Genomic DNA, 22,876 nt, shown 5'->3' with positions numbered 1-22,876 from the left:
GAAAGACAAGATGCAACGCCTTCTTCCCCCCGTCCTGATCGCCGCCGCCCTGCTGGCCACACCGGCGCTCGCCGCCGACCTGACGGTCCAGAACGCCTGGAGCCGTCCCGCCCAGGCCGGCATGAACGGTGTCGGCTTCATGACCATCGTCAACGGCGGCAAGGCCCCGGTGAAGCTGATGTCGATCAAGACCGCCCTGGCCGGAAAGGCCGAGCTGCACCAGTCCTCGATGGCCAATGGCGTGATGACCATGCGCCGGATGGATAAGGGCGTGACCATCGCGCCCGGCGGCAAGATCGAGCTGGCTTCGGGCGGCTATCACCTGATGCTGCTGGGCCTGAAGCAACCGCTGAAGGCGGGGCAAAAAGCTTCCGTGACGCTGGTCTTCGACAAGGGCCGCAAGATCGCCGTCGAACTGGCCGTCCAGATCGCGCCGCCCCAGTCCTCAAAGGCTTCCGGGGACGAGCACCATCACCACTGACCGGCGTTTTCAACCTGACATGACAAATTTGTAAGGGAGCGAATTTTCCACGCCGGGGCAGATTGCGGCCAGCTCACACCAACGGATACGACTTCCATGAAACGAGTCTGGTTCGCCGCCGCAGCCGTGGCCGCCTTTTCCCTTTCGGCCTTCGGCGCCCAGGCCAGCGAGGACCATCAGTGCCTGAACGACGCCTGCACGACCCAGGCCCTGTTCGCCCCCACCCTGCTGGGTGGCGCTTCGGAAGGCGCGGCCGCAGACCTGACCTCGCTGGAGTCGCCGCGCTATGGCGCCTGGGGCTTCGACACCTCGGGTATCGACAGCAGCGTCAGGCCGGGTGACGACTTCTACAAGTGGGCCAACGGCAATTGGGACGCGCGCACGGAGATTCCGTCGGACCGCACCCGCTATGGCAATTTCGACAAGCTGTCGGAACTGTCGGAGGCCCGCACCAAGGCGATCATCGAGGCCGCCGCCGCCAACAAGACCGCCGCGGGCGACACCGCCAAGGTCGGCGCCGCCTATCGCGCCTTCATGGCCGAGGCCGCAATCGAGGCTCTGGACGCCAAGCCGATCGCGCCCTGGCTCGCGCAGATCAAGACGGTAAAGACCAAGGACGACTTCACCGCCCTGATGGGCAAGAGCAGCGTCACGCCGTTCACCAGCCTGCTGGGCGTGGGCATCCAGACCGACGCCAAGAACCCCAAGGCCTATGCGGTCTATGCCGGCGCCGGCGGACTGTCCCTGCCTAACCGCGACTACTATCTGGAAGCCAAGTTCGCCGACAAGAAGGCCGCCTATCAGGTCTATGTCGAGAAGATCCTGACCATGGCCGGCTGGGACAAGCCCGCCGCCAACGCCAAGGCCATCGTCGATTTCGAAACCCGGCTGGCCGAGGTCACCTGGACCCGCGCCGAACTCCGCGACCGCGACAAGACATACAACCCCGCCAGCCTGGCGCAGCTCCAGGCCATGACCCCCGGCTATGACTGGAACCGTTATCTGGCCGGCTCCGAGCTGCCCAAGGTCGATCGCATCGTGGTCACCACCAACACGACCTTCCCGAAATACGCCCAGATCTACGCCGAAACCCCGCTGGAGACCCTGAAGGCCTGGCAGGCGTTCAAGGTGACCGACGACGCCGCGCCCATGCTGTCCAGGCGCTTCGTCGACGCCAGCTTCGAGTTCCGCAACAAGACCCTGTCGGGTCAGCCCGAGCAGCGCCCGCGCTGGAAGCGCGGCGTGGCCCAGGTCAACGGCATTCTGGGCGAGGCGGTCGGCCAGGACTATGTAGCGGCCTACTTCCCGCCGGAGTCCAAGGCCAAGATGCTGGAGCTGGTGGCCAATGTCCGCTCGGCGTTGAAGGTGCGGATCGACAATCTCGACTGGATGAGCGCCGAAACCAAGGTCAAGGCCCAGGACAAGCTGACCAAGTTCACCGTCAAGATCGGCTATCCCGAGACCTGGGAAGACTATTCCAAACTCGAGATCAAGGAAGACGACGCCTTCGGCAACGCCCAGCGCGCGGGCGTATGGGCCTGGCGCAAGGACGTCGAGCGCCTGTTCAAGCCGGTCGACAAGACCGAGTGGGGCATGACCCCTCAGACGGTCAACGCCTACTATAACTCGGTCAATAACGAGATCGTCTTCCCGGCCGCCATCCTGCAGGCGCCGTTCTTCCATCCGGACGCCGACCCGGCCGTCAACTATGGCGGCATCGGCGGTGTGATCGGCCACGAGATCGGCCACGGCTTCGACGACCAGGGCCGCAAGTCCGACGGCGACGGCGTGCTGCGCGAGTGGTGGACGGCCGAGGACGCCGCCAAGTTCAAGGCTCAGGCCGACCGCCTCGGCGCCCAGTACGGGGCCTTCGAACCGCTGCCGGGCATGAAGTTGAACGGTCCGCTGACCATGGGCGAGAACATCGGCGACATGGGCGGCCTAGCGTTTGGGCTGGACGCCTACCACGCCTCGCTGGGCGGCAAGCCGGCTCCGATTCTGGACGGCTTGACCGGCGACCAGCGCGTCTATCTGGGCTGGGCCCAGGTCTGGCGCCAGAAGCAGCGCGACGAGGCCCTCAAGCAGCAGGTCACCACCGGCCCCCACTCGCCGGCCTATTATCGCGTCAATGGCACGATCCGGAACCAGGACGGCTGGTACAAGGCCTTCGACATCAAGCCCGGCGACAAGCTGTACGTCGCCCCGGAAGATCGCGTGAAGATCTGGTGATCGACTGATCACCAAGCCCGACCGGCCGTGGCCGGTCCGGGATCGGAGGGGCTGGCGCTTAGGCGCTGGCCCCTTTTCTGGGCGAACTGATCCTGCGGATCATGGTCGGCCTTCGCCGCTTTAAGGGACAGTCGCCGGAAACAGATCCGATTGACCATTTTAACTTACGTTTGTAATCTATTCGCATCGAAATTGGGGTGCTATGATGTCTGACCAGATTTTCGGATCGGTGTTCGCCGCCGCGGCAGCGCCCCAAAAGGTCGCCCTCATAGTCTTGATAGCCGCGATTTTTCTGGCCCCCATCCTGGCGCTTTTGGCGCGCTCCAGCGGCGGGCCTTGGCGTCGCCTGCTTTCTGATCTCCGTTTGGCAGGCCCCGCCTTGGGAATGTTGGTTGGTGCGATGAACAGCTTCCACATGGCCCTGACAATTCGGAAGCTGCCTTTCGATGTCACAGCCAAGCAAATGGCGCCGGGCGTGTTGGAAGCCTCAGCCTTAATCGCTCTTGGGGGATTGGTCGGACTTGTGGCTGTTGTAGCGTTGGCCGCTGCTGACGCGATGGGGACGGGCCGCAGGCCTCTTGATTGACGGGACGATCAAAATCCGTCCGCACGGATCCATCTGGCCCAAAACTCACAAAAGCCGCGCCTGTAGCCACAGGACGGCGGGGAACACCGACAGCCACGTCCAGAAGAAGCGGTTCAGGCCGAACAGGCAGGCATTGGCCAGGTGGAACGCCCCCGCGACCACCAGGCCGACGATCAGGCTCTCGCGCGACAGCAGCGTCAGCGGGAAGGCCAGCTCGAACAGTATCACCGCCCAGGACATGACCAGCAGCGCGCGCGGCCGGTCGGCCCAGCGACGCAGGTCCTCGCTCACTGGATAGGCCGAGAACCGGAACACGTCGGCCAGCGCCCGGCCCGAGCGCCAGTCCGGATTGACCACCTTAACCCCGCCGGAGATGAAGTAGGACAACATCAACTGCAGGCCCAGATAGCCGAAGAACAGTTCCTCCAAGGCGGGCGTGGGCGCCAGGCGCGACAGGGCCAGGCACCACAGGGCCAGCAGGCCCATGCGGTCGCTGCCGCCATTATAGGGTCCTTGGAAGCGTTGCAGGATCACCAGCGACAGCCCGGCCAGGCCGACCAGCCCAATGAGGCCGACCAGCGGCCATGGCGACACCGCGCCGACGATCACCGCCACGCACAGCGCCATCCGCGTCAGGAACAGCGCCCGCTCGGCGCGCCCGCCGCGCAGATGCTCAAGGCTCTGCTGGAGGAGAGCCAGGGCCAGCAGCGCTTCGGTGAGGCGGGAGGCGCTCTCGAGGGTCATCGGGCGGCGATGTCCGCGAGCCGGCGCGGCGCCGACTGGAACAGCACCTCGCGCTGAATCGCCTGACCCTCGCGGCTGACGAAGATCAGCCGGAAGCTCAGCCAGGGCTTTGTTTCGCCACCCCAGGGACCAAGATCGGCGGCGAGGCGCGAGAAGATCTCGTCCTGGCTGTGATCGGTCGGCGCATTGATCAGCCGCTCAGCGCAGCTGACCAGGAACAGGGTCTCGTTCCAGCGCGGATTCCACAGCAGCCGGCACAGCATGGCCCAGGCCGACACACGCTGCGGCCGGGGCCGAAACTCCCGCCAGTCACCCTTTGGCGCCTTCGGCGATGACGACAGGGCGTATTCGATCCGCGGCGAGGGCGCGATCACGTCGAAGAAGTTCCAGGACGGGATCAGCGCGGGCAGGAGGAGCGCGAGGGGCTTCAACGGGATCCCTCCTCGGCTGGAGCGGGCGAATCGAACGACGCCGCGATCATCCCCGGCCTTGACCGAGATCCGCAAGGACCGCCGCTCCGTACCGCATCGGCCGAAGTTTTGACTCTTTCGTCAAATAGTGAAGCTAAGGCCCAGATACACCGAACCCGCCGCGGGGGATAATCGCGACGGGCTGGCTATTTCTCGATCATTCGATCTAGGCGGGCGTTTCCTCCCCGAAACGCCGAAGGAAGGGAGCTCTCTGATGGGCTCTGTTCTTCCTTGCAAGCGTTAGAAACGTCATAATTGAGGCGGTGTCAACGCACCAAAACCCATTTCTGTAACGGGTTGAGCGTTTTTTTGACGGAACCGACGTAGTTTGGACGCGGCAGTCAAACTTATCGCCGTTCTCTCAGTCAATTTTTGACACAAAAGTCAAATATTACCTTTCAGGCGTTGGTCAAGCTTGTCCAGAACCTGCGAGCGCGACTCGAAGACGTAGTCGGGACGCGAGACCGTGACCGGCTCGACCCCTGCCTGGGCCAGGGCCGCAGCGGCGTCGAACAGATCCGCGGTGGCCAGCAGGGCGCCATTGGCCCGGCGCGAGCCGCCTCTGGCGACGAAGGCGGCGACGGCGGCCTGGGCCTGGTCGTCCTGCTCGGCCGGCCAGACCAGGGTGGCCAGGGTCCGCGCTCGGCCCTTGGCCTCGACTACCGCCAACAGGCGCTGCAGAGAGCTCCGCTGCTCTGGCGACCAGTCGGCGATCAAGGATGCGGTCAGCTGGGCCTGGCTTTTCAGGATTACGCCGTCCGACAGGATCTTCAGGCCGTTGGCCGCCAGGGTGGCCCCGGTGGTGGTGATGTCGACGACCAGCTCAGCCGCGCCGGCGGCCGGGGCCCCCTCGGTGGCGCCGCTGCTCTCGACGATGCGGTAGTCGGCCACGCCGTGACGGGCGAAGAAGGCCCGGGTCTGGGTCACATATTTGGTCGCCACCCGCAGGCGGCGGCCGGTCTTGGCCAGATGAGCGTGCCCGACCTCGTCGATATCGGCCATGGTGTCGACGTCCAGCCAGCTCTTGGGGGCGGTGACCACCAGGTCAGCGCGGCCAAAGCCCAGGGCGCGCAGCAGCATCACCCGGCTGTCCATGTCGTCGCCGCGCTCGCGCAGCAAATCTTCGCCCGTGACGCCCAGGTGCAACTCGCCCGCATCGAGGCCCGCAGCGATGTCGCCGGCCGACAGCAGGCGCACCGAGACGCCGGGCAGACCCGACAGCTCAGCGCTGTAGCCGCGCGCGCCGCCGGTCATTTCGAGCTTGAAACCGCATTCGGCCAGCCAGTCCTCGACCTGATCCTTCAGGCGCCCCTTCGAGGGGATGGCGAAGATCATTTGCGTTCCTTGGGTCGCAGTCATTCGCCGCCTCCCGCATAGGCTCGGGCGGGCCGGACCATGCAGCCCACCGCGCCCGTGGTTCGCGCCGCGCCCAACCGGGCGGGCAGGCCGTCATAGCGACCGCCGGCCGCCACGGGCCGCTCGTCGCCGAGGGCGGCGCTGCGTACTTCGAACAGGTAGCCGTCGTAATAGCCAAAGGCCCGGCCGAACGAGGCGGTCAGCACCATGCGGTCCTCGGGCACGCCACGCTCGGCCATGCCGGAGAGGCGCGAGCGCCAGCCGTCCAGGGCCGTGTCCAGCGCCGCGCGCTGCGGACCGGCCAGGGCCGAGATGGCGTCCAGCGCCGCGCCCGGACGATCGCTGACCGCCAGGAAAGCGCGGACCTTGTCGGCCTGATCCGCAGACAGACGACCGGCCTCGGCGGCCTCGGCGCGTTCGACCAGGCGGTGGGCGATCTCGGCGGGGCGGCGGCCGCCGACCGGCTCGATACCGGCCAGGGACCACAGTTCCTGCAACACTGCCGAGGCCTCGCCCTCCGGCAGGCCGGCCAGCAATGCGGCGATACGGCTCTGCTCGGCGCCGACCTCAGAGGCGTCGCCGTCGAGTTCGATCTTTAACTGGCGCGGCCGGGTGAAGGCCCGCTTCAGCCGCACGGCCAGCGGAGCCGCAAGGCCCAGCGTATCCACGAACGCCCCGAACAGCCCGACATCACCCAGCACCAAGGAGAGGTCGGAGCGACCGCCAGCGGCCGACGAGGCCCAGGCCAGGGCGGCGATCTCGGCGTCGGCGGCGACGGGGTCGCCGGCCTCGAAGGCCTCGACGCCGATCTGCAGGAACTCCTCGGCGCGGTCGCTGCCGCGCGGCGCCACCCGAAAGGCCTTGCCGTCATAGAGATAGCGTCCCGAAGCGGCCCCCGCCTCCAGGTGCGTGCGGGCGATGGCCACGGTGAAGTCGGGACGCAGGCAGGCCTCCACGCCGCTGTCGCCGGACACCACGAACAGCCGCGAGCGCATGGCCTCGCCGGCCAGGTCCAGCAGCAAACCCAAAGGCTGCAACACCGGAGCGTCGGTCAGGACGGCCCCGGCCGTCAGCAGCGGGGCGCGGATGGCGCCCAGCGCGTCGGTCGGAATGGAACGCTCGAGCCTCATGGCCTAACCCCCAACACTACCAGAGATGATCTTGCGGACGGCCGCGACGAGATCACCGCGCGGGATCGTCTGCTGGCCGGGACGCTCGGCCTTCCAGGCGGCGTTGTCGGCCACGCCGGAGGCCAGCTCTCGGCCCAGATCCAGGTCCTTGATCGTCACCGTGCCGGCCGCGATCTCGTCGCCGCCCAGCATGATGGCGGCCGGCGCCATCCGGCGGTCGGCATATTTCATCTGCGGCCGCATGCCGGAGGTCCCCAGATAGACCTCGGCCGGGATGCCGGCGTTGCGCAGGTCGGCGGCCAACGAGAAATACTCGCCCATGTGGGCCTGGTCGAAATTGATGATCACCACCGGCCCCCGCGCCGCGTCACCGGGCTCGTGCCCCGCCGCCCGCAGCGCCGCCGCCAGGCGCGAGACGCCGAACGAGAAGCCCGTGGCCGGCACCGGCTGACCGGTGAACCGCGCGATCAGGTCGTCATAGCGCCCGCCGCCGCCGATCGAGCCGAACGAGACCTTGTTCCCCTTCTCGTCGAGGGTGGACAGCAGCAGCTCGGCCTCGAACACCGCGCCGGTGTAGTATTCCAGTCCCCGGACGACGGAGACGTCGAACGTGGCTTGCTGATCGTCGATGCCTAGCGATTTCAAGGCCGCGTCGATCTTCGCCATTTCCTCAAGGCCGTCGTTGCCGCCGTGGAGCTTCGTAGTGTCGCTGAGATTGTCGATGAACTGAGAACGGGTCTCCGTGAAACTCATCGTGAGGTAGGACATGACGGCGTCGATAGCCGCCACGCTCAGTTCAGCACCCTTGGTGAATGCGCCCGACTCGTCGAGCCGCCCTGCCCCTAGCAGAAGCTTGACGCCGTCAAAACTCAGACGGTCCAGCTTATCGATGGCGCGAAGCACGGCCAATTTCTGAGCGTAGTTGGTGACGTCGGCGCCCGCCAAAATGCCATCAAGCAGCTTGCGATTATTGATCTTCAGCACCGCCGAGCCGCGCGGCAGGCCTGCGGCCTCCAGCCCGGCCACGGCCATGGCGATGATCTCGGCGTCGGCCTCGGGCCGGGCCGAACCCACCGTGTCGGCGTCGCACTGGATGAATTCGCGGAAACGGCCGGGGCCGGGCTTCTCGTTGCGCCACACCGGACCATAGGCATAGCGGCGGAACGGCTTGGGCAAGGTCTCCCAGTTCTGGGCGGCGAAGCGGGCCAGGGGCGCGGTCAGGTCGTAGCGCAGCGCCATCCATTGCCCATTCTTCCCCTCAAGATCCGCGTCGTCCTGCAGGGCGAAGACGCCCTCGTTGGGACGGTCGCTATCGGGCAGGAACTTGCCCAGCGCGTCGGCATATTCGAACGCCCCGGTGTCCAGCGCCTCGAAGCCGTGCCGCTCATAGACCTTCGACACCGCCTCCAGGATGGCGCGCTCGGCCCGCAGGTCGCGGGCGCGCTTGTCGACGAAGCCGCGTGGGGCGCGGGCTTCGGGGCGGAAGGTTTCGGCGGGCTGGTCGGTCATGTCGCGGCGTCGATCCTAGGAAGTCAGGTCTCGACGGATGGCGCTTTTCAGCAAGCCCCATCCGCCTTAGCCCTTCCTTCGGAAGGGCGTCGGCTGTTTGTATGGAGCGCGTTCTGGCCGCGAAACCGACCCCACTTTCGCGGAACGCGCTCTGCGGGGGCTCTGGCTGGGGGCTGGCTTCTAAAGCGAGCGGACCCGGCCGATCCCGCGAGGCGAGGTCGGATGGTAGTGGCGGCCGTGATGGTGCGGCGTGCGGGTCATCGGCGGGGCTATAGCGGATGCTGGGGGATGGGGGAAGGCTCGATCATCATCCGAGCCTTGGCCGTCACCTGTTCCGGCGTGAAGGGCTTCATCAGGAAGTCGGTCGCCCCGGCCTGCATGGCCAGGGCGATGCGATCCAGACGGCCGCTTCCGGTGAGCATCAGCACGGGTGTCTCGCGGCAGGCCTCCAGCGCGCGAAGCTGTTTCAGCAGTTCGATCCCGTCCACCGCCGGCATTCGGACATCGAGAATGAACAGCGCGGGCGGACTGGCGGCGGCCAGGTCCAGAACGCCTTCGCCGCCCGTAAAGCGTTCGACCCGATAGCCTGCTGCGCCCAGCACGGCTTCGACAAACGCCAGCACGATCAGGTCGTCGTCGACCAGATAGACGGTTGGCGGCGCGGCGAGCTGCAGCATGAACACTCCAAGGCTTGCGGGTGCTCAAGCTTGAATCGCCAGGCGCGGGCGCGTCCAGCGGCTTCAGGTTGCACGGGCGTGCCTAACCGGGCTTTCACCCTTTTTCGCTAGGTATGGGCAAGTTCGCCGATTTCGGCGATTTGCCGGATTGCGTAATGACCTACCAAACCCACGATGTCGACGCGCTCCACGCCCGCCTCGCACGGATGGAACAGCTGGTGCTGGCCCAGACCGCCCTGGCCGAGGCGGAACTCGATCTCGCCGCCTTCATGTCGGCCGTGGTCAAGCGTCTGGCGGACCTGACCCACGCGGCCGGGTCGATCGTCGAGCTGGTCGATGGTGATAATCTCATCTATCGCGCCGCCAATGCCGAATTCGCTCACCACGTGGGCTTACGGCTGAAGCGCGAAGGCAGCTTTTCTGGTCTTTGCGTCGCCCGGGCCGAGGTCATGCTGTGCGACGACACGTGGACGGACGCTCGGGTTGATCGCGCGGCCTGCGAGCGGATCGGCGTTCGCTCGATGGTCTGCGCCCCCCTGATCCATGGCGGTGGCGCGATCGGTGTGTTGAAGGTCTTTTCCGGCCAGCCCGCGGCCTTCGACGCCGACGACATCGACGCGCTGCGGTTGATGGCGTCCATGCTGGGCGCCCAGCTGTCCAAGCAGATCGAGTTCGACCGGCACGCGACCCTGCTGGTCGAGCGGACCGAAGCCCTGGCCCACGCCGCGCGCGAAGCCGAGCAGCGCGCCCGTCTGGAAATCAGCCTGAGAGCCAACGAAGAGCGGCTGAGCAACATCATCTCCAGCGCCCACCAGGCGATCGTCACCATGAACGACCAAGGCGAGATCACCGGCTGGAATGGCCATGCCGAGGCGATCTTCGGTTGGAAGTCGTCGGAGGTGTTGGGCCTTCTGATAGCCGAAGTGATCATCCCCGAGGAACTGCGCGCCGCGCATACGGCAGGGATGCAACGCTATCTGAAGACACAGAAGGCCGTCGTCGTAGGCCAGCGCGTCGAGGTCCCCGCCCTGCGGCGCGGCGGCGAGACCTTTCCGATCGAACTGGCCATCAGCGCCACCCAGGGCGCCGATGGCTGGCACTTCACCGCCCTGATGCACGACATTTCCGAGCGCCGCGCTCAGGTCGAGCTGTTCGAGAACGCGTTTCACCACGCTCCTATCGGCATGGCTCTCGTCGGGATCGACGGCGGGCTGGTCAAGCTGAACGAAATCTTCTGCACGATCATCGGCTATCCGTCGGAAGAAGCCACGACTCTGGATTTCCAGACCATTACCCACGCCGACGATCTGGAGGCGGACCTGGGTCTTTTGCACCAGCTGCTGGCCGGGGAGTTGACCCGGTATCAGATGGAAAAGCGCTATATCCGCAAGGACGGCGAGATTGTCTGGGTGCGGCTGTCGGTGTCGCTGGTCCAAGCGGCCGACGGATCGCCCAAGCATTTCATCGCCCAGATCCAGGATCTTTCGGCTGAACGCCAGGCCGCAGACCGCTATCGTCTGATGGCGGAGAACGCCACCGACATCATCGTCACCAGCGATCTGATGGGGCGGACCACCTTCCTCTCGCCGGCCTCCGAAGCGGTGACGGGCTACACCGCCGAGGACATGATCGGGCGCTCCCCGCTGGCCATGACCCACCCCGACGACGTCGAGCGACTTCGCCATACCTTCGGTCGCCTGCTGGCCGGTCACCCCATCGAGCGCGTTCGCTGGCGCGCTCGCCACAAGACTAGCCAGGACTGGATCTGGCTCGAGTCCCAGCCCGCCCTGCTGCGCGATCCGGCTACCGACGCCCCGACCGGCTTTCTGGACGTCATCCGCGACGTAACGGCCCAGAAGGTCCAGGAAGACGCCCTGGCGCAGGCCCGTCTCGACGCCGAGGCGGCCATGCGCTCCAAGGCCGACTTCCTGGCCAATATGAGCCACGAGCTTCGGACTCCGCTCAACAGCATCATCGGCTTTTCGCGGCTGCTGACCGAAAGCCGGGGGTTGGAGGCCGAAGACCAACGACGCGTCGGCTTGGTGCACAGCGCCGGTCAGGCCCTGCACGCCGTGATCGACAATGTGCTGGACTTCTCCAAGCTCGAAGCCGCCGCCCTGGAACTGCACTGCGCTCCGTTCGACCTGAGCGCCCTGGTCGCCCAGACGGTCTCGATGCTGGAGCCGCAGGCGGCCGACAAGGAGGTGCGGATGCGCGCCCTGATCGACGCCGGCGCGCCCGCCAAGGTGGTTGGCGATGTCGGCAGGCTGCGCCAGGTTCTCCTGAACCTGCTGTCGAACGCCGTGAAGTTCACTGCGGGCGGCAGCGTTACCACCAGCCTGATCCGCCTGGATCAGGACCCCGTCCGCCCACGCGTTCGCATTGAGGTGGCCGACACCGGCCCCGGCATCGCCCCCGACAAGCAGGCCGACCTGTTCAGCCGGTTCGTCCAAGCGGGCTCGTCCGTCTCGGCCCACTACGGCGGCACTGGTCTGGGGCTGGCAATATCCAAACAGCTGATCACCCTGATGGGTGGCGAAATCGGCGTCATCAGCCATCCGGGCCAGGGCTCTATCTTCTGGTTCGAGCTGGCCTTGCCCCTGGGCGACGCCAGCGAGACCGCAACGGACGAACACGATACGCGCGGCCTGAGGCTTGACGGCAAGCGCATCCTGGTGGTCGACGATGTCGAGCTCAATCGCGAACTGATGCTGGCCCTGCTCGGCAAGTACGGCTGCGATGTGCGCTTGGCCAACGACGGAGCCGAGGCGGTCGCGGCTGTGGGCGACACCCGTTTCGACCTGGTGCTGATGGACTGCCAGATGCCGGTCATGGACGGCTTCGCGGCGACCCGGGCGATCCGGGCCGGCGACGCCGCCATCCGCGATCTGCCGATCGTCGCCCTGACGGCCAGCGGTCAACCAGAGCACCTGGCGCGCTGCGACGCGGCGGGCATGAACGGACACCTGACCAAACCTCTCGATCCGATCGCTCTGGAACGCGTCCTGAGCCTGCATCTGGTTTCGTCCGGCGCCACGACCGCCGTTCCGGTCGAAGAAGATCCGGGCGAGCGGGCCCGCTACGACCTGCTCTCGGCATTGGGGTCCAGCGCCGTGCTCAGCCTGATGGGCATTCTGCGCGGACAGCTGCGCGCCTGCCTGAGTTCACCGGACGCCGACGCGGCCACCATCGCCAACGAGGCCCACGCCCTGGCCGGCGGCGCCGGCATGATGGGCTTTATGGAACTGTCCAGATCGTGCCGGGAGCTTGAACAACAGGTCGAAGACGGGCGAGACTATGGCGCAGCGCTGGGCGAGACCCGGCGTCTGATCAACGAAGCGGCCACCATCGCGGCGCGATGGGAAACCGACCTCACCGCCGGCGCCGCCCGCCAGCAAGTCGCCTGAGACCGAAGAGCCGAGAGCATAAGATGGCCCACGCTGTCCTGATTATCGAAGACGATCCGCTGGTCCGCCAGTTCGTTGAGCTTGTCCTGTCCCAGGCCGGCTACAACGTCTCGTCGGTCGCAACCGGCGAATTGGGCCTGAAGGCCTTGCGGCAGTCGAAATGGGACCTCGTCCTGCTCGACATCCAGCTGCCGGACATGACCGGGGTCGATCTGCTGCGCCTGCTGCGCCGCTATAAGCGGACGACGGCCAGGGTGATGATGATGACCGCCCGGGGCGACCTGGCTACCGTGCGCGAAGCCATGGAGGCGGGCGCGGACGGCTATCTGGTCAAGCCCTTCGGCCCGGACGTTCTGACCAAGCGGGTCGAGGCCATGCTTAATCCTAAGCCCAAGGTCGAGGCGGTCGGCGAACCGGCGAAACCGAGCTTCGACCTCGACTGATGACGACGGACTGGGTTACTTCGCCAGCCGCCCGATCAGCGCCGTCGTGGACGGGTCGTGGCTCCCGGCCGCGCCGCTTTCCAGCTCCGGCAGGATGCGGCCGGCCATCACCTTGCCCAGCTCCACGCCCCACTGATCGAAGCTGTTGATCCCCCAGATCACGCCCTCGACGAAGGTCTTGTGCTCATAGAGGGCGATCAGGGCGCCGAAGGTCTGGGGCGTCAGGCGCTCCAGTAGAAGCAGGGTGGACGGACGATTGCCGGCGAAGGTGCGCTGCGGGGCCAAGGTGGCGATTTCCGCCTCGGAAACACCCTTGGCCACCAGCTCGGCGCGGACGTCCTCGGTGGTGCGGCCCACCATGAAGGCCTCGGCTTGGGCCAGCAGGTTGGACAGCAGCTTTTCGTGCATGCCAGCCGGGCCTTCGTCGGACCTGGCCAGGCCGATCAGTTCCATCGGGGTGATGTCGGTCCCCTGGTGCATGCACTGGAAATAGGCGTGCTGAACGTTGGTGCCTTCGTCGCCGAACACCACGGTCGCCGTGCCGCGTTTGACCGGCTGGCCATCGGGGCCGACCGACTTGCCGTTGCTCTCCATCTCCAGCTGCTGGAGGAACGAGGCCAGCCGGCGCAGACGATGCGAATACGGAACAACCGAGCGGGCGCGGCGGTCCAGGCCGTTGCGGTTGAAGATCTGGGCCAGGGCCAGCAGGACCGGAGCGTTCTTCTCCAGGGGCGCTGAGGCAAAGTGGGCGTCCATTTGGGCGGCGCCGGCCAGGAAGCCCTCGAAGACGTCCCAGCCGCAGGCCACGGCCACCGACAGGCTGACCGACGACCACAGCGAATAGCGGCCGCCGACCCAGTCCCAGAAGCCGAACACGCGCTCATCGCTGATCCCGAAAGCGGCGGTCTTGTCGAGAGCCGTCGAGATGGCGGCCAGATGCTGGCCCGCGCCGGCCTCGCCCAGAGCGGCGGCCAGCCAGGCGCGGGCGGCGGCGGCGTTGGACAGGGTCTCCTGGGTGGTGAAGGTCTTGGAGACGACGACGACCAGGGTCTCTTCAGGGTCGAGGTCGGCCGTGGTCATCAGGAACTCGGCGCCGTCCACATTGGCGACGAAGCGCAGGTCGATGGTCGGCTTCACCGGCCGCAGGGCGTCCCACAGCAGCCGGGGACCGAGGTCGGAGCCGCCGATGCCGATGTGCAGTATGGCTTTGAACGGCTTGCCCGTGGCGCCCTTGATCGCGCCGGAGCGTACAGCGTCGGCAAAGGCCTTCATCCGCTGACGGACGGCCTCGACCTCGGCCATGACCGGCACGCCGCCGGCCTTGATGTCGGCCCCTCCAGCAGAATCAGGCGCCTGAGCCCGCAGGGCGGTGTGCAGAACGGCGCGGCCTTCGGAGCCGTTGATCGCCTCGCCGGCCAACATCCGGGTCCGGGCGCCCTCGACGTCGGCGGCGTGGGCCAGGTCGAGAGCGGCTTCCAGGCCGGCCTCGTCCCAGGACTGCTTGGAGAGGTCGATGTGCAGACCCGCAACATCCAGCGTCAGCGCTTCGAGCCGTCCAGGCTCGGCGTCGAACATCTCGACAATGCGCTTGTCGCCGGCGGCCTTGGCGGCGTCTTCCAGGCGGGTCCAGGCGGCGTCGAGATCGGCCATGCGGGCGGTCCTTCAATTCGAACGTGGTAAATCGCTGTTTACTCGGGCGGGCTTATCAAACGGATGCCGCCGCGTCATGAAGACCAATGACGTTTTTCGCGGGGAGAGCCACATGTCCTGCGACGCCATCGCCTTTTCCGCCATGCTCTGGTTCGCGTCGAGCAGCGCCGCGCCCGTCACGATGGCGGTTCCGGCGCTCAGCGCCCCGGCCTCGGTGGCTGGTGAGCCGCTGTTCGCTGACATCATGCGCCGCGCGGGCGGCTTGAAGCTGCAGGCCGAGACCTATCGCAAATCACTCGCCGCCGACCCCGTCGCCCCGGCCGCCCCGCTGGCCGGCGCCGAGGCCTTCGGGGCGGAGATCGCCGAGCTTTCCGCCCTCGACATGAAGGGCCATCTGACGCTCAAGGAGCGCGGCGCGGTCGACGACCTCAAATGCATCCTGCGCGGCATCGCCCAGGACCTGCCCGAAAAGCTGGCCGCCATAAAGGCCGCCAGGACCATCAAGGATCAGGACCTGGCCCTGCGCGACATGGTCTATCTGCTGAACGACAATGTTGAGGTCATCACGGCCCCGCCGACGCCGGCGGCCTGAACCCTCTTGCGCTCTCCCCGGCCTCTGCCGGGAAGAGCGGTTGTGGCGCCTAGGCGTCCTTGTACTTCACCGCACACCCATAGGGCTGGGCATAGGCCACCGCCACCTTGCGGCCCGCCTTGACGTCGGCGAGGGCCGCAGCGACGAGGTTCTTGGCCTTTCCCAGGTCCTCGACCTTGTTGCTGGGGATGTCGTCGATGGCGCCCTCGTAGACAATGGCCCCGGTCTTATCGATGACGAACATGTGCGGCGTGGTCTTGGCCTTATAGGCCGTGGCGACTGCCCCGTCGGCGTCGAGCAGCAGGGTGGTCGGCTTGGCGCCCCGGGCGGTCATCCAGGTCTTGGCGCTGCCGCCATCGGGGAAGTGGCCCTGCTTGCCGGGCGCCGAGGAGGCGATGGTCAACCACACCACGCCGTCGGCCGCAGCGGCCTGCTGCAGGCCCTGCATGTTTCCTGAATAGTGCTTCTTCACATAGGGGCAGCCCTCGTTGACCCATTCGAGGACAACAGTCTTGCCCTTGAACTCGGCCAGCGACCGGGTCTTGCCGTCGATGTCGACGGCGGTGAAGGCGGGGGCGGGCTTGGCGTGGGCAAGGCTGGGCGCGGTGACTGCGATCAGCGGCAGACCAGCGGCGACGAGACGGCGAGTGATCGACATGGCGAGCTCCTGCGACAACGAGTTCCCCCTCGTTGCGACAGCTTCTCATAACTGGCCGCTATCCGGGAAGCCCTCTTACGAGGCCGCGGCCTTTTCGATGGCCTCGACGACCATGCCCTCGGTCAGCAGCTGCGGCAGGATCACCGGCGCTCCGCCCTTGGCCGGATAGACCAGATAGAGCGGCACCCCGGCCCGGCCATGCTCGGCCAGGGCGGCGGCGATGGTCGCATCGCGATTGGTCCAGTCGGCTTTCAGCAGCACGGCGTTCCTGTCCCTGAACACCTGAGAGACGCCGGCGCCGGACAGGGCGATCTTCTCATTGACCTGACAGGTCACGCACCAGGCGGCGGTGAAGTCGACCATCACCGGGCGGCCCTCGGCCTGCAGCGCGGCGACGCGCTCAGGCGACCATGGCTCGGAGGCAAGACCGGGACCCGCCGGGACCGCGGCGGCCGAAGCCGTCGGGGCCACCAGCGGCGGCGCCTGCACGGTCAGGGCCGTCAGGGCGATCACGCCGGCCAGGGCCAGCAGCGAGGCCAGCAGCGGAACCAGGCTGGGCTTGCCCACGGCGCGGCGGGTCTGGGCATGACCCCAGAGCCAGGCGGCGAAGGCCAGCAGCACGGCGGCGGCGAAGACCTCGCCCAGAGCGATGGAGCCGGCCTGCTGACTGAACACCCAGACCAGCCAGGCGGCCGTGCCATACATCGGGAAGGCCAGGCCCTTCTTCAGGGTGTCCATCCAGGCGCCGGGACGCGGCAACCTGGCCAGCAGGGCCGGGGCGAAGGCCAGAATCACGAACGGGGCGGCAAAGCCCAGAGCGAGCGCCAGAAATACCGACATCGAGATCAGCGGCGGCTGGGTCAGGGCAAAGCCCAGGGCTCCGGCCATGAACGGCGCGGTGCAGGGCGCGGCCACGACGACCGCCAGGGCTCCGGTGAAGAAGGCGCCGGTCACGCCACCGCGCGCTGAGGCGCGACCGCCAACGCCCTGAATTGAGGTCCCGAACTCGAACACGCCCGACATGTTCAGGGCCACCAGCAGCATGACCAGGGCCAGGCTCGCCACCACCACCGGCGACTGCAACTGGAAGCCCCAACCCACCGCCGCGCCGCCGGCCCGCACCGCGATCAGCAGGCCGGCCAGGGCCAGGAAGGTGGCGACGACGCCGACCAGGAAGGCCAGGCCCTGCAGGCGGGTCTTGCCAGGATCGTGGGCGTGGCCGGCCAGGCTGGCGGCCTTCATCGACAGCACCGGGAACACGCACGGCATCAGGTTCAGGATCAGGCCGCCCAGGAAGGCGAAGACCAGCGCCGTGGCGAGGCCGGCCGCATCGGCCGGCTTGGCGGCGGCTGGCGGCGCGCCGAGGCCGAAGGCGCCGGCCGGAGGCTCGCCCGCCGTGGCCGTGACCTCAAAGGCCTGGCCGTTCAGCGCCACGACGCCCGAAAGCTCGGTCGGCGGCGTGCCCGAGGTGAAGTCATAGCCCGGCGTCAGGCCCAGGGTCAGGCCCTCGGGCCCACGCTCGATGGTCTGTTCGGCGGCGTGGTCGATAACCTTGCCGGAATAGGGATAGAAATAGGCCCCGGCCATGTCGGCGCCTTTCAGCGGCGCGCCAGTGACGGCCAGCTTGAGCACGCCGCCGTCCAGCTTGAACACAGCCTTCAGGCCGGCCGCCTTGGGCGCGTCGGCCAGGGTCTTGGCGACCACCGCGCCCCATTTGGGATCGGGACCCGGCGCCCCGGCCACGATCGGCAGGCTCAGGGTGAGGACGGCGTCCTCAGGAATGCAGATCTCTTCGCAGACCAGAAAGGCGGCGGCGGCCTTCAGGGTCACCGTCGAACCGGGCTTGGCGTCGACCGGCACCGTGATCGGCACGGGCAGCAGCACCTCGCCTGTATAGGCGTAGTCGAGCAGCGGCCCGACCCGGCTCTTTTCCGGCGTCGGCCAGACGATGTCGCCTGCGGTCCAGCCGGTCGGCAGGGTCCAGACGATCTTGGTGGCGTCACCCGCGTCGCCCGGATTGCGCCAATAGGTGTGCCAGCCCGGCTGGATCTTCTGGCGCAGGGCCACATAGATCGTCGCGCCCGGAACGGCGGCGGCGTCCTGGGCGACCAGCTCGGCTTCGATATGGCCCGTGTTGACGGGTTCGGCCAGGGCTTGGCCGCTGGCGAGCAGGCCAGCCAGAACGACGGCCTGCACGGCCGCGAGGAGTTTCCGGATCAACATGGTCATTCCCGAGCCAGGACGCGTCAGCGACACATGGCCCGGACGCGCGCTCTCGACAAGGACCGAGCGACCATGGACAGTTCGGAACGATTCTGTGTGAGATCCCCAACCATGCCCGCTGCGTTCGACGATATCGAGATTGGCCAGGTCGTATCGCTGGGCACGCGCGCGGTCGAAGCCAAGGCGCTGAACGATTTTATCGCGGCCTTCGCCCCAGGCTGGCCCGTCGAGAACGGCGCGCCCGATGTCATGGTCTTCGCGATCTGGTCGCGGCTCGACGCGGAGGCCAGCGCCGCCTGGCCCCAGACCAAGCGCCTGGGCGTCGACGCCCTGCGCTGGATGCGTAACCCGCCCATTGGCGAGCTGCTGCGCGGTCGCATGACGGTGATGGGCAAGGACCCTGTCGGCGAAGGCAAGGGCATGATCATCGCCCAGCACGACCTGCTCGACGAGGCGGGGCGGCTGGTCTTTTCGTGCCTGACGCGGAGCATTTTCGCGCGGTAGCGGCTCCTCTGCTCTCCCCGGCGAAGGCCGGGGTCCAGATCGAACCCATGAAAACTTCCGATCTGGCTAAGGCAGAAGGCGCTTCATCCCCAGACGCTCAGGCTGAATCTGGGTCCCGGCCTTCGCCGGGGAGAGCGGGTTTTGTATGACGGCAAGCGCCCAAGAAAAAGGGCGGCGAAGCCGAAGCCTCGCCGCCCTCGTTTCGATAACTTTCCGAGGAAGTTAGTTGATCACGACGCCCGCCGTGGCCGCCTGGCGAGCCATGGCGACGGCGATCAGGCGGTCCCAGCCGACCAGCGACACCAGGTGCGCATAGATCTGGGCCAAGGCGCCATTGGTTTGCAGTTCGCGCAGCTTCTCGACCGGCAGGGCGTTCAGCTTCTCTTCCGACACGCCGTAATATTCGGCGACCGTCTGCGGCTCGCCCGCGTTGCCGGCGGCGTCGGTCGGGGTGAAGGTGGCGGTCTTCAGCTCGAACAGGTCGTTGTCCTTCAGCAGTTGCACGAACGAGTCGGTGCGGCGGCGTTCGGCTTCGAAGTCGTCGCAGAACTTGATGCAGTTCTGGGTGTATTCGGTGGGCTCGCCCTTTTCGTCGAACAGCTTGGTTTCGCCGGTTTCCGACAGCAGGCTCGAGCCCTTGTCGATACAGACAATCAGGCGGTCCTGGCCTTCGTCATTGGCCAGCACGAACGGATAGCGGCGGATATAGGCGGGGATATAGACGCCCGGATCGATCGAGCCGTCGGCGTTGACAAACAGGTTCTCGCCGTTGTTCAGGCCCATCACCGCCAGGGGAACGCGATCCTCGCCGGCAAAGATCACCGGGAACGACAGGGCGGCCGGAGCAAACTCCGTGACCGTCAGCGGGACGGCCGTGCCGGTCGAGGCGAAGCTGTAGGGCTTCTCGTTGTGCACGAGGGCCAGCTTGGCATGTTGCTCGCGGTTCAGCGGCTCAGGCGAGACGTAGAACAAAACGTTGCCGGAGATGCCGCCGGCGGTCTGAGTCGATTCCATTGATAGCTCTACAAAAAAGCTGAAAGGGCGGACCGCGCGAGCGTCCGTAAAGGGCTTGGCGCTTCTAGCCGATCCCGGCCAGCCCGGCAATCGACCCGTCCCGCGCGGGGATATCGCCCCCGCCCATTTCCACTCACGGGCGAGCACCAAAGCAGACATCTAAAAGCGGTAGGCGACGCCCGCGCGGATCGAGCGTCCGGCCGAGGGGGCGATGTCCTTGAGGAACGAGGCGTGTTCGCGGACTTCCTCGTCGGTCAGGTTGCGGCCATCGAGGAAGACGCGCAGCTGGCCGTCGCCCCTGGGCTTCCAGGCGAAGGAGGCGTTGAGCACCGTATAGCCGTCGGTGGGCAGCTCGCCCTGCGCGACGCGGTCCTGTTCGCCGACGCGGCGAGCCTCCAGGCGCGCCGTCCAGAAGCGGGCGTCGTAGATCGCCCGGCCCGTGATCGAATAGGACGGAATGCGGGCCGGCGGGCCAAGGTCGGTGGCGCCGCGCACGGAGTCGCCAGAGGCTTCCAGGGTCAGGCTCTGGTCGGCCTTGCGCCAGGCCTTGTAGCTGGTCTCGACCTCGAAGCCCCGGAAGTCGGCCTTTGTTTGGATATACTCGTAGACGGCCAGACCGCCCTCCTCGGCGCCGGTGGCCCGCAGGTCGATGAAGCCGTCGTAGCGGGCCGTGAACAGGTGCAGGTCGGCCGACAGGCGCGGACCGGAATAGTGGGCGGTGGCCTCGACCGACCAGGCGGTTTCCTCGTCGAGCGTGGGATCGCCGATCTCGAAGCCGCGCGTGGCCACGTGCGGCCCCTCAGCGAAAAGCTCGGCCTCGGTGGGGGCGCGGCTGTTGCGCGACAGGGCCACGCCGAAGAACACGGCGTCCGAAGGCCGGGCGAACACGCCCAACGAGCCGGAGACGTTGGTGAAATCCGCCTCGCCCTTCAGGCTGTTGAGATTGCGATAGTCGATCCGCAGGCCGCCCTCATAACCCCAGCCGGCCTTTTCGACCCGCTGCTGGGTGAAGGCGCCATATTCGGTGATCTTCGTCTTGGGCACATAGGCCTCGTCGCCCTGGGCGTCGAAGTTGCGGCGCAGGCCCTGGACGCCCACCGCGCCCTTCCAGCCGCCGCGCTCGGCCTGGACCAGCTCGAGGCGACCCTCAAAGCCGTCCGACATGAATTTGGTGCCGACTTCCGAGCCCTCGAACTCGGTATGCTCGTAGTCGGCATGGCCGGCTGACAGGCGGAGCTTGGCGAAGGGGCCGATCGCTTTATTGTACTCGCCGCGAAGGTCGATGCGGGTCTGGGTCAGGCCAATGGTGACCGGACCGTCCTCCTCGGCGCCCTCTTCCTCATGGGCGTGGCCGGGAACGCCGTAGGACGTATCGGTCTTCTTGACCGAGACGCCGATGAAGCCGTCGGCGCCGACATAGGAGACGCCCGCGCCGATGGCTTCCAGCTCGACCGCCGTATTGGCCAGCTTGCCGCCGCCGCCCTCGGCGGTCTCGCCTTCCGAAGCCAAAAGGCGGCGCGACTCAGCGAAGACCGGGATTTCATAATCGTCGGCCTCGCGCTTGAGGCCATCCAGGGTCAGGACCAGAGGGCCGACGGCGGCGTGGATGGCGCCGGAGATCGCATAGCTGTCGTCGCCCGTCGCGCCTGAAGCCAGCAGGCGACCGCTATAGCCGCCTTCTGGGGCGCGGCTGGCGATGCGGTCGTCGATGATGTTGATTACCCCGCCGATGGCCGAGCCGCCATAGGCCAGAGCCGCCGGGCCGCGCAGCACCTCGATGCGCTCGGCCTCGCCGGGATCGGTGGCCACCTGATGGTCGGGCGACAGGGCGCTGGCGTCGATCTGGCCCACGCCGTTGGTCAGCACCTGGACGCGCGGACCGGCCAGACCGCGCACCACCGGACGGCTGGCGCCGGCGCCGAAGGCGGTGGAGCGTACGCCGGGCATGCCGCTGAGCAGGTCGCCCAGACCCGTGGGCGGGGCCAGATCCAGGTCCGTGCGGTCGACGATGGCGACACTGGCGGTCAGGTTGTCGGCCGACACCGCATAGGGCGCGGCGGTGACGACGACCTTGGAGACCTCGGTGTCCTGGACAGCCCACAGCACGTCCTCGGCCTGGGCGGACAGGGCCGAGGCCAGGGCCAGCAGGCTGACGGCGGAGAAGACGGCGCGACGCGACATGACGAAAGTCCTGAACCTTGGCCGGGGGAGCGGCCTTGTTCAGAAGTGTTATGAAATAACATATCTGGTCGTCAAGCGGCTTCGCGTTTGCCAGGCCCACCCGGGTAACCTCCGCCCGAAAAGGATGCAGACCCGCCCTAGGTCGGACGCGGGCTCGCAAGCGCCGAATAGAGGTCCGAGCGCCGATCCCGGAAGAAGCCCCAGGCCGCGCGGTGGCCCTGCAGGAAATCCAGGTCGAAAGAGGCGGCCACCAGGCCCTCGTCGTCGCGGCCAAGCTCGCTGACCAGGTCGCCGCGATGGTCGGCGATGAAGCTGGAGCCATAGAATTGCTGGCCGCCGTTGGGATAGTTCTCCCAGGGCTCGAAGCCAATCCGGTTGGCCCCGATCACCGGGATCACATTGGCGACCGCGTGACCCTGCATCGCCCGTTGCCATGGCAGGGTGGTGTTCAGGGTCGGGTCATGCGGCTCGCTGCCGATGGCGGTGGGATAGAACAGGGCCTCGGCCCCCATCAGCGCCATGGCGCGGGCGGCCTCTGGGTACCACTGGTCCCAGCAGATCCCGACGCCCAGGCGGCCAAAGCGGGTGTCCCAGACCTTAAAGCCGGTGTCGCCGGGCCGGAAATAGTACTTCTCCTGATAGCCGGGACCGTCGGGAATGTGGCTCTTGCGATAGACTCCGAGCAGCGAGCCGTCGGCGTCGGCCATCACCACGCTGTTGAAATAGTGCGGGCCTTCGCGCTCGAAGATCGAGATCGGGATGACCACGCGCAGTTCGCCGGCCAGGGGGGCGATGGCCTTGACCACCGGGTGCTCCCGCCACGGATGAGCTTCGGCAAACCAGCGCTCTTCCTGGGTGACGCAGAAATACGGCCCCTGGAACAGTTCGGGCGGCAGGATCACTTGGGCGCCATTGGCGGCGGCCTGGCGGATAAAGCCTTCGGTCTTCTTGATATTGGCCTGCAGGTCCATCCCGTAAGAGGTCTGGATGGCGGCGACGTTCAGCGTCCGGGTCATCAGTTC

At 67.1% G+C, this 22,876-nt stretch carries 19 protein-coding genes; 7 read left to right on the top strand and 12 right to left on the bottom strand.

The annotated features are described in order from the left end of the window. The first annotated feature begins 10 nt into the window (after window positions 1-10). The 3 genes from ACP69S_RS09490 (at window position 11) to ACP69S_RS09480 (ending at window position 3,296) form a co-directional block, all read left to right on the top strand. Complete coding sequence (locus ACP69S_RS09490; RefSeq protein ID WP_425996565.1) at window positions 11-481, top strand: copper chaperone PCu(A)C; 471 nt, start codon at window positions 11-13, stop codon at window positions 479-481. Between the two features lie 96 nt (window positions 482-577). Then, a complete protein-coding gene (locus tag ACP69S_RS09485; protein WP_425996563.1) occupies window positions 578-2,710 on the top strand; it encodes a M13 family metallopeptidase in 2,133 nt (710 codons plus the stop codon). 205 nt (window positions 2,711-2,915) lie between these two features. Beyond that, window positions 2,916-3,296 carry a hypothetical protein gene (locus ACP69S_RS09480; protein WP_425996562.1) on the top strand — a complete coding sequence of 127 codons (381 nt, stop codon included), beginning with the start codon at window positions 2,916-2,918 and terminating at the stop codon, window positions 3,294-3,296. A gap of 45 nt (window positions 3,297-3,341) precedes the next feature. Here the strand turns inward: ACP69S_RS09480 and ACP69S_RS09475 are convergent, their stop codons facing one another. From ACP69S_RS09475 to ACP69S_RS09450, 6 genes are all read right to left on the bottom strand, one after another. Beyond that, complete coding sequence (locus ACP69S_RS09475; protein WP_425996560.1) at window positions 3,342-4,040, bottom strand: HTTM domain-containing protein; 699 nt, start codon at window positions 4,038-4,040, stop codon at window positions 3,342-3,344. Further along, window positions 4,037-4,471, bottom strand: a complete 435-nt coding sequence (locus ACP69S_RS09470; RefSeq protein ID WP_425996558.1) for a hypothetical protein — start codon at window positions 4,469-4,471, stop codon at window positions 4,037-4,039. The genes ACP69S_RS09475 and ACP69S_RS09470 overlap by 4 nt, the downstream gene beginning before the upstream one ends. Window positions 4,472-4,894: 423 nt before the next feature. After that, window positions 4,895-5,869 carry an ATP phosphoribosyltransferase gene (gene hisG / locus ACP69S_RS09465; protein ID WP_425996556.1) on the bottom strand — a complete coding sequence of 325 codons (975 nt, stop codon included), beginning with the start codon at window positions 5,867-5,869 and terminating at the stop codon, window positions 4,895-4,897. Continuing rightward, on the bottom strand, window positions 5,866-6,996 hold the full coding sequence (locus ACP69S_RS09460; protein ID WP_425996554.1) for an ATP phosphoribosyltransferase regulatory subunit: 1,131 nt from the start codon (window positions 6,994-6,996) through the stop codon (window positions 5,866-5,868). The genes hisG and ACP69S_RS09460 overlap by 4 nt, the downstream gene beginning before the upstream one ends. A 3-nt stretch (window positions 6,997-6,999) precedes the next feature. After that, on the bottom strand, window positions 7,000-8,505 hold the full coding sequence (hisS, locus tag ACP69S_RS09455) for a histidine--tRNA ligase (protein ID WP_425996552.1): 1,506 nt from the start codon (window positions 8,503-8,505) through the stop codon (window positions 7,000-7,002). Window positions 8,506-8,774: 269 nt separating this feature from the next. Continuing rightward, window positions 8,775-9,182, bottom strand: coding sequence for a response regulator (locus ACP69S_RS09450; protein WP_425996550.1), 408 nt, complete (start codon window positions 9,180-9,182; stop codon window positions 8,775-8,777). Window positions 9,183-9,337: 155 nt separating this feature from the next. Between ACP69S_RS09450 and ACP69S_RS09445 the strand changes: the two genes are divergently transcribed. Beyond that, window positions 9,338-12,589, top strand: coding sequence for a PAS domain S-box protein (locus ACP69S_RS09445; protein ID WP_425996548.1), 3,252 nt, complete (start codon window positions 9,338-9,340; stop codon window positions 12,587-12,589). A gap of 23 nt (window positions 12,590-12,612) precedes the next feature. After that, window positions 12,613-13,032 (top strand): response regulator transcription factor, encoded by a 420-nt coding sequence (locus tag ACP69S_RS09440; RefSeq protein ID WP_425996546.1) that lies wholly within the window; start codon window positions 12,613-12,615, stop codon window positions 13,030-13,032. 15 nt (window positions 13,033-13,047) lie between these two features. Here the strand turns inward: ACP69S_RS09440 and pgi are convergent, their stop codons facing one another. Continuing rightward, entirely contained in the window at window positions 13,048-14,682 is a 1,635-nt protein-coding gene (gene pgi / locus ACP69S_RS09435; protein WP_425996544.1) for a glucose-6-phosphate isomerase, read from the bottom strand. Between the two features lie 112 nt (window positions 14,683-14,794). On the opposite strand from pgi, the gene ACP69S_RS09430 reads away from it, so the two are divergent. Continuing rightward, window positions 14,795-15,274 carry a hypothetical protein gene (locus tag ACP69S_RS09430; RefSeq protein WP_425996542.1) on the top strand — a complete coding sequence of 160 codons (480 nt, stop codon included), beginning with the start codon at window positions 14,795-14,797 and terminating at the stop codon, window positions 15,272-15,274. A 49-nt stretch (window positions 15,275-15,323) separates the two neighbouring features. On the opposite strand, the gene ACP69S_RS09425 is transcribed toward ACP69S_RS09430, so the two are convergent. Together ACP69S_RS09425 and ACP69S_RS09420 are read right to left on the bottom strand one after the other, a co-directional pair. Then, window positions 15,324-15,932, bottom strand: coding sequence for a redoxin domain-containing protein (locus ACP69S_RS09425; protein ID WP_425996541.1), 609 nt, complete (start codon window positions 15,930-15,932; stop codon window positions 15,324-15,326). 75 nt (window positions 15,933-16,007) lie between these two features. Further along, entirely contained in the window at window positions 16,008-18,155 is a 2,148-nt protein-coding gene (locus ACP69S_RS09420) for a protein-disulfide reductase DsbD family protein (RefSeq protein WP_425996602.1), read from the bottom strand. 111 nt (window positions 18,156-18,266) lie between these two features. Between ACP69S_RS09420 and ACP69S_RS09415 the strand changes: the two genes are divergently transcribed. After that, complete coding sequence (locus tag ACP69S_RS09415; RefSeq protein ID WP_425996540.1) at window positions 18,267-18,659, top strand: acyl dehydratase; 393 nt, start codon at window positions 18,267-18,269, stop codon at window positions 18,657-18,659. A gap of 222 nt (window positions 18,660-18,881) precedes the next feature. On the opposite strand, the gene ACP69S_RS09410 is transcribed toward ACP69S_RS09415, so the two are convergent. The 3 genes from ACP69S_RS09410 to aguB all read right to left on the bottom strand — a co-directional run bounded on the left by ACP69S_RS09410 (window position 18,882) and on the right by aguB (window position 22,870). Further along, on the bottom strand, window positions 18,882-19,673 hold the full coding sequence (locus ACP69S_RS09410; RefSeq protein WP_425996539.1) for a SapC family protein: 792 nt from the start codon (window positions 19,671-19,673) through the stop codon (window positions 18,882-18,884). A gap of 159 nt (window positions 19,674-19,832) precedes the next feature. Next, window positions 19,833-21,854, bottom strand: a complete 2,022-nt coding sequence (locus ACP69S_RS09405; RefSeq protein WP_425996537.1) for a TonB-dependent receptor — start codon at window positions 21,852-21,854, stop codon at window positions 19,833-19,835. Between the two features lie 137 nt (window positions 21,855-21,991). Beyond that, on the bottom strand, window positions 21,992-22,870 hold the full coding sequence (aguB, locus tag ACP69S_RS09400; protein WP_425996535.1) for an N-carbamoylputrescine amidase: 879 nt from the start codon (window positions 22,868-22,870) through the stop codon (window positions 21,992-21,994). Between the last annotated feature and the right edge of the window lie 6 nt (window positions 22,871-22,876).

It is taken from the genome of Caulobacter sp. DWR1-3-2b1 (genome assembly GCF_049895765.1).
GTDB lineage: Bacteria > Pseudomonadota > Alphaproteobacteria > Caulobacterales > Caulobacteraceae > Caulobacter.
This window is presented reverse-complemented; position numbering and strand designations above follow the sequence as displayed.

What these genes read in the sequence shown, in the direction of transcription:
- ACP69S_RS09485 (WP_425996563.1), top strand. Translation starts at nt 578, where the DNA reads ATGAAACGAGTCTGGTTCGCCGCCGCAGCCGTGGCCGCCTTTTCCCTT.
- pgi (WP_425996544.1), bottom strand. Translation starts at nt 14,682, where the DNA reads ATGGCCGATCTCGACGCCGCCTGGACCCGCCTGGAAGACGCCGCCAAG.
- ACP69S_RS09410 (WP_425996539.1), bottom strand. Translation starts at nt 19,673, where the DNA reads ATGGAATCGACTCAGACCGCCGGCGGCATCTCCGGCAACGTTTTGTTC.
- ACP69S_RS09445 (WP_425996548.1), top strand. Translation starts at nt 9,338, where the DNA reads ATGACCTACCAAACCCACGATGTCGACGCGCTCCACGCCCGCCTCGCA.
- ACP69S_RS09405 (WP_425996537.1), bottom strand. Translation starts at nt 21,854, where the DNA reads ATGTCGCGTCGCGCCGTCTTCTCCGCCGTCAGCCTGCTGGCCCTGGCC.
- ACP69S_RS09420 (WP_425996602.1), bottom strand. Translation starts at nt 18,155, where the DNA reads ATGTTGATCCGGAAACTCCTCGCGGCCGTGCAGGCCGTCGTTCTGGCT.
- hisS (WP_425996552.1), bottom strand. Translation starts at nt 8,505, where the DNA reads ATGACCGACCAGCCCGCCGAAACCTTCCGCCCCGAAGCCCGCGCCCCA.
- ACP69S_RS09425 (WP_425996541.1), bottom strand. Translation starts at nt 15,932, where the DNA reads ATGTCGATCACTCGCCGTCTCGTCGCCGCTGGTCTGCCGCTGATCGCA.
- ACP69S_RS09440 (WP_425996546.1), top strand. Translation starts at nt 12,613, where the DNA reads ATGGCCCACGCTGTCCTGATTATCGAAGACGATCCGCTGGTCCGCCAG.
- ACP69S_RS09415 (WP_425996540.1), top strand. Translation starts at nt 18,267, where the DNA reads ATGCCCGCTGCGTTCGACGATATCGAGATTGGCCAGGTCGTATCGCTG.
- hisG (WP_425996556.1), bottom strand. Translation starts at nt 5,869, where the DNA reads ATGACTGCGACCCAAGGAACGCAAATGATCTTCGCCATCCCCTCGAAG.
- aguB (WP_425996535.1), bottom strand. Translation starts at nt 22,870, where the DNA reads ATGACCCGGACGCTGAACGTCGCCGCCATCCAGACCTCTTACGGGATG.
- ACP69S_RS09450 (WP_425996550.1), bottom strand. Translation starts at nt 9,182, where the DNA reads ATGCTGCAGCTCGCCGCGCCGCCAACCGTCTATCTGGTCGACGACGAC.
- ACP69S_RS09475 (WP_425996560.1), bottom strand. Translation starts at nt 4,040, where the DNA reads ATGACCCTCGAGAGCGCCTCCCGCCTCACCGAAGCGCTGCTGGCCCTG.
- ACP69S_RS09430 (WP_425996542.1), top strand. Translation starts at nt 14,795, where the DNA reads ATGTCCTGCGACGCCATCGCCTTTTCCGCCATGCTCTGGTTCGCGTCG.
- ACP69S_RS09490 (WP_425996565.1), top strand. Translation starts at nt 11, where the DNA reads ATGCAACGCCTTCTTCCCCCCGTCCTGATCGCCGCCGCCCTGCTGGCC.
- ACP69S_RS09480 (WP_425996562.1), top strand. Translation starts at nt 2,916, where the DNA reads ATGTCTGACCAGATTTTCGGATCGGTGTTCGCCGCCGCGGCAGCGCCC.
- ACP69S_RS09460 (WP_425996554.1), bottom strand. Translation starts at nt 6,996, where the DNA reads ATGAGGCTCGAGCGTTCCATTCCGACCGACGCGCTGGGCGCCATCCGC.